The sequence below is a fragment of the Streptomyces viridosporus genome (assembly GCF_002078235.1).
GTDB lineage: Bacteria > Actinomycetota > Actinomycetes > Streptomycetales > Streptomycetaceae > Streptomyces > Streptomyces viridosporus.
In genome coordinates this window covers 1-5,360 of record NZ_MSGP01000688.1, presented here as the reverse complement: position 1 = coordinate 5,360, position 5,360 = coordinate 1, and the positions used below count along the sequence as shown (strand labels likewise).

3 protein-coding genes are annotated in these 5,360 nt (G+C 71.6%); all 3 read left to right on the top strand.

Annotation, left to right across the window (positions count from 1 at the left end; genetic code table 11):
• Positions 1 to 1,014: ABC transporter permease (locus B7L92_RS35850; protein WP_081241370.1), on the top strand; the 1,014-nt coding region annotated here is incomplete at its 5' end.
• 79 nt (positions 1,015 to 1,093) lie between these two features.
• On the top strand, positions 1,094 to 1,777 hold the full coding sequence (locus B7L92_RS35845) for an ABC transporter ATP-binding protein (RefSeq protein ID WP_081241369.1): 684 nt from the start codon (positions 1,094 to 1,096) through the stop codon (positions 1,775 to 1,777).
• Between the two features lie 220 nt (positions 1,778 to 1,997).
• Positions 1,998 to 5,315 carry a S8 family peptidase gene (locus B7L92_RS35840; protein WP_170102281.1) on the top strand — a complete coding sequence of 1,106 codons (3,318 nt, stop codon included), beginning with the start codon at positions 1,998 to 2,000 and terminating at the stop codon, positions 5,313 to 5,315.
• The last annotated feature ends 45 nt before the right edge of the window (positions 5,316 to 5,360 follow it).

Genomic DNA, 5,360 nt, shown 5'->3' with positions numbered 1-5,360 from the left:
AGGAATCGCCGCCGCCCGGACGGTGGTCCGGGCGGCGGCGATTCCTCCCCGCAGGGACGGGTCCGGGGCGGCGGCGCCGAGTTCGACGTCAACAGCTACACCGTCTACGGCACCGACGTCACCGAGCCCGCCCTCGGACCGCTGACGTCCTCCGAGATCACCACCGGCCGCACCTTCGAGGCGACCGAGACCGATGCGGAGGTGGCCGTCGTCGACTCCGCCTACGCCAAGGAGAAGGAACTCAAGGCCGGTGACACCGTCACCGTCAAGGGCACCGGGTACAAGGTCATCGGCATCGCGACCGCCACCAGCGGGAACGCCGCGGCCAACCTCTACATCCCGCTGAAGCAGGCCCAGACGCTCGCCGACGCCGAGGACGAGGTCACCACCGTCTACGTCAAGGCGACCGACTCCCAGCGGATCGACGGCGTCAAGTCCGCGATCCGGAAGAACATCCCGGGCACGACCGTCACCACCTCCGCCGACCTCGCGGACACCGTCTCCGGTTCCCTGTCCACCGCCTCCTCGCTCGCCACCGGCGTCGGCACGTGGCTGTCCGTCACGGTGCTCGTGGCCGCGTTCCTCGTCGCCGGTCTGCTCACCTCCTCGGCGGTCTCCCGCCGGGTGCGCGAGTTCGGCACGCTCAAGGCACTGGGCTGGTCCTCGGGCCGGGTGACCCGGCAGGTGGCCGGCGAGGCCGTGGTCACCGGCCTGATCGGCGGCGCCCTCGGCATCGCGCTCGGCCTGGCGGGCGCGTACGCCGTCACCTCGGCCGGTCCCACCCTGCAGGCCCGACTCGGCGGCGGCACGGGCGGGCCCGGCGGCGGTGGTCCCGGCGGCCCCGGGCGGCAGGCCGCCCAGACCCTCGACGTCACGCTCGGCGCGCCCGTCGACCTCACCACCCTCGCCCTCGCGGTCGGCCTCGCGCTGGCCGGCGGCCTCGTCGCCGGCGCCTTCGGCGGCCTGCGCGCCTCGCGGCTGCGGCCGGCCGACGCGCTGCGCCGCGTGGAGTGACGCCCGCCCGGCACCGCACCCGGGGCCGCACGGCAGCGGTCGGGCCCCCACCTCCCTTACGTGATCCAGGAGTTGACCCATGTACGAACTCAGAGGCGTCACCCGGCGCTACCCGCGCGGCAAGGAGACCGTCCAGGCCCTCGACGGCATCGACCTGACCATCGCCGACGGGGACCGGCTCGTCATCCAGGGGCCCACGGGCGGCGGCAAGTCCACGCTGCTGCAGATGCTCGGCGGGCTCGACCGGCCCAGCTCCGGCGAGATCCTCCTCGACGGGACCGACCTGGCCGAGCTGCCCGAGGCCCGGCTCACCCGGGTGCGCAGCGAGAACATCGGCTTCGTCTTCCAGTCCTTCAACCTGATTCCCACGCTCACCGCGCAGGAGAACGTCGAGACCGCGCTCGTACCGCTCGGGGTGAGGGCGAAGGAGCGCCGGGAGAAGGCCGCCGAGGCGCTCGCCTCGGTGGGGCTCGGCGAGCGGCTCGGGCATCTGCCCGGCGAGATGTCCGGCGGTCAGCAGCAGCGGGTGGCCATCGCGCGGGCCCTGGTGAAGGAGCCGAAGGTGCTGCTCGCCGACGAACCGACCGGGAACCTCGACGAGTCGATGCGCGACGAGATCATGGACGTGCTCATCCGCAGGTGGAAGGAGCTCGGGCTCACCTTCGTCATGGTCACCCACGACTCGGCGATCGCGCGGAAGGCCCCGCGCCTGGCGACGATCCGCGAGGGACGGATCACCGTGCGGGAGAACACCGGGGCCTGAGCCGGCGAGGTCCCACCACGCGGTTCTGTAACGGAGTTCCGGCGGTGACGTTACAGTCGCCCGGCGACTTGCCCACCTTTTCCACAGCCCTTGAGGCGCTTGATCACCCCTCGGCATACTGCGTGCTCCGGGGGGTGCGCGCATGCGTACGAGACCACCCCCGACCGGGTGACGGGGAGTTCACCCGGCAACTCCGCTAGGGGGAACCTTGCGCAGACAAGTGAAAAGAGCATGCGCGGCCACGGTCGCCACGGCCGCCGCCGTGGCCCTCGCGGCCGGCATGACCGGACCGGCGGCGGCGAGCGGGGAGCACACGGCCGCCGCCGGACAGCCGTCGGCGAAGGCGTCGGCGAAGACGTCCTCGCTCAAGGCCACGCAGCACATCACACTGATCACCGGCGACCGGGTCGCCGTGGACGCCACGGGCCGCGTCGTCGGCCTCGAGAGGGCCGAGGGGCGGGAACACATACCCGTCCAGATCCGCAAGGTCGACGGCCACACCCTCGTGCTGCCGGCGGACGCCGCCCGGCTGGTCGCGAGCGGCAAGCTCGACCGGCGGCTCTTCGACATCACCGAACTCGGCAAGGCCGCGACCCGCAACTCCCAGAAACAGGGACTGAAGGTCATCGTCGGCTACCAGGGCGCCGCACGGGCCGCCAAGGCCGAGGTCCGCGAAGCGGGCGAACTCCGCCGGACCCTGACGTCCCTGAACGCGGACGCGGTGCGGACCCCGCACGAGGACGCGTCCGAGCTGTGGGACGCCGTCACCAACGGCGACCGGACCGCCTCCGGCATCGCCCACGTCTGGCTGGACGGGGTCCGCAGGGCCGCCCTCGACACGTCCGTCGGGCAGATCGGCGCCCCCAAGGCGTGGTCCGCCGGCTACGACGGCAAGGGCGTGAAGATCGCCGTCCTGGACACCGGTGTCGACACGAGCCATCCGGACCTGAAGGGCCGGGTGACCGCGTCCAAGAACTTCACCGCCGCGCCCGGCGCCGGCGACAAGGTGGGCCACGGCACCCACGTCGCCTCGATCGCGGCGGGCACGGGCGCCCAGTCCAAGGGCAAGTACAAGGGCGTCGCACCCGGCGCCGCGATCCTCAACGGCAAGGTCCTCGACGACTCCGGTTTCGGCGACGACTCCGGCATCCTCGCCGGCATGGAGTGGGCGGCCGCGCAGGGCGCCGACGTCGTCAACATGAGCCTGGGCGGCATGGACACACCGGAGACCGACCCGCTGGAGGCGGCGGTCGACAAGCTGTCCGCCGAGAAGGGCGTCCTGTTCGCCATCGCGGCCGGCAACGAGGGCCCGGAGTCGATCGGTTCGCCCGGCAGCGCGGACGCCGCCCTCACCGTCGGCGCCGTCGACGACAAGGACAAGCTCGCCGACTTCTCCTCCACCGGCCCCCGCCTCGGCGACGGCGCCATCAAGCCGGACGTCACCGCTCCCGGCGTGGACATCACGGCCGCCTCGGCGGAGGGCAACGACATCGGCCAGGAGGTCGGTGAGGGACCGGCCGGCTACATGACCATCTCCGGCACGTCGATGGCGACCCCGCACGTCGCGGGCGCGGCGGCCCTCCTGAAGCAGCAGCACCCCGACTGGACCTCCGCCGAACTGAAGGGCGCGCTCACCGGCTCCACCAAGGGCGGCAAGTACACCCCGTTCGAGCAGGGTTCGGGCCGGATCCAGGCCGACAAGGCGCTCCAGCAGACCGTGATCGCCGACCCGGTCTCGGTGAGCTTCGGCGTCCAGCAGTGGCCGCACACCGACGACGAGCCGGTCACCAAGCAGCTGACCTACCGCAACCTCGGCACCCAGGACGTCACGCTGAAGCTGACGTCGACCGCCACCGACCCCAAGGGCAAGGCGGCCCCGGCGGGCTTCTTCACGCTGGGCGCCACCACGGTGACCGTCCCGGCGGGCGGCAGCGCCTCCGTCGACATGACCGCCGACACCCGGCTCGGCGGCACGGTGGACGGCGCGTACTCGGCGTACGTGGTCGCCACGGGCGGCGGGCAGACGGTCCGCACGGCCGCCGCGGTGCAGCGCGAGGTCGAGTCGTACGACGTGACCGTCCGGCACATCGGCCGGGACGGCAAGCCCACGACCGAACACCTCACCGACCTGATCGGCTACGCGGGCCTGGGCTCCGGCCGCGGTTACGGCGCCCCGGCCACCGACACCGCCACCCTGCGCCTGCCCAAGGGCACCTACCTGGTGGACTCCTGGATCGCCAAGGACTTCGGGACGCTCAAGGGCGGCATCGACTGGCTGGTCCAGCCGAAGCTGAGCGTCACCAAGGACACCACGCTGACACTCGACGCACGCACCACCAAGGCGGCGGACATCACCGTGCCGGACCCCAAGGCCAAGCCGCTCTCCGCGACCATCGGCTACACCTACGACACGGCGGGGATCGGCATCGGCGCCTCCATGGAGTCCTTCGCCGACGTGCGGATGGCCCACCTCGGTCCGGAGGCCCCCGGCGGGATCCGGCAGACCTGGAACGGCCAGTGGACCAAGGGGGCGAGCACCGAGTACGACGTGGCCACCAGCGCCAAGGTGAAGAAGATCCAGGGCAAGAAGGTCCGGCACTTCAAGGCGGGCGAACTCGCCACGGCGAAGCTCGAACTGGGCGCCGCGGCCACCGGCAAGACCGGCGGTGTCTACACCTTCGGCATGCTGCCCGACGACTTCGTGTTCGGCGCCCCGGCCGAGCAGAAGCTGCCCGGCTCGCGCACCCTGTACCTGTCGACGGCGGAGAAGATCCGGTGGTCGTTCGACCTCGAGCAGCGCGCGGGCAAGGACGCGGCCGGCCATCCCCTGGTCGACGCCTTCTACACGCTGGGCGAGCCGCAGACCTTCAAGGCCGGCAAGAAGTACACCAAGAGGTTCAACACGGCGGTCTTCGGCCCGCGGCTGAGCGCGGACTACGGTCTCTTCCGGGACGGGAACACCATCGTCGGCCTCCTGCCGCTGTTCGCCGACGGCAAGGGCCACGCCGGCTCCTCGGACTTCACCTCGGCCACCACCAGCCTCTACCGCAACGGCAAGAAGATCGGCTCCCACAGCGATCCACTGCTCGGCGGGGACGAGTTCACGGTCCCGGCCGGTGACGCCTCCTACAAGCTGACCACCTCGGTCAAGCGCAGCGCCCGGGTCGCCGCCGCCTCCACCCGCATCGACGCGAGCTGGACCTTCCGCTCCAAGAAGACCACCGGCTTCACGCAGCTGCCCGCCTCCACGGTCCGCTTCCAGGCGGTCACCGGGCTGGACAGCAAGGTCCCGGCCGGCAAGAAGGCGACCTTCCCGGTCACCGTCGAGGGCGCGGCCAAGGGCAAGAACCTCAAGTCGCTCTCGGTGTACGTCTCCTACGACTCCGGCAAGACCTGGAAGAAGACCACCGTCACGAAGGGGAAGATCACCGTCAAGAACCCGGCGAAGGGGAAGGCGATCTCCTTCCGCGCCAAGATCGCCGACAAGAAGGGCAACACGTCGACGCTCTCGATCTACAACGCGTACCACGGCAAGTGAGCCGCCGGTCCACCGACCGGGTGCGCTGAACGAGGGCCCGCCGGA

Bases quoted from the DNA above. Each gene is read 5' to 3' on its own strand.
- B7L92_RS35845 (WP_081241369.1), top strand. From the start codon at position 1,094: ATGTACGAACTCAGAGGCGTCACCCGGCGCTACCCGCGCGGCAAGGAG.